This is a genomic window from Asaia sp. As-1742 (assembly GCF_011753235.1).
Lineage (GTDB): Bacteria > Pseudomonadota > Alphaproteobacteria > Acetobacterales > Acetobacteraceae > Asaia > Asaia bogorensis_B.
In genome coordinates this window covers 1-250 of the sequence record NZ_VWWA01000063.1, presented here as the reverse complement: position 1 = coordinate 250, position 250 = coordinate 1, and the positions used below count along the sequence as shown (strand labels likewise).

At 59.6% G+C, this 250-nt stretch carries 1 pseudogene; it reads left to right on the top strand.

The window, feature by feature from the left end:
- Nucleotides 1-127: pseudogene (locus F3J08_RS16890) on the top strand (IS481 family transposase); the annotation flags it as partial.
- Between the last annotated feature and the right edge of the window lie 123 nt (nt 128-250).

Sequence of the window (250 nt, the reverse complement as noted above, 5' to 3'; positions counted from 1 at the left end):
TTTCGCACGTCGACTGAAGACGCTCCGGGGCCTCACGCCATACGAATTCGTTTGCCAGCAATGGCAGCACGAGCCATCAAGATTCACGCAAAACCCGCACCATCAAAACCCGGGACCAAACAGCTAGAGCATAATCCGATCATTCTGGTTCATACCCTGCGGCGGTGAAACACGCGGTGGCCTGCCTTGGGCAGACGTTGTCGATCGCGGCGCATACGGCATCCTGCAGAGCCGCGACGGTGCGCGGTGC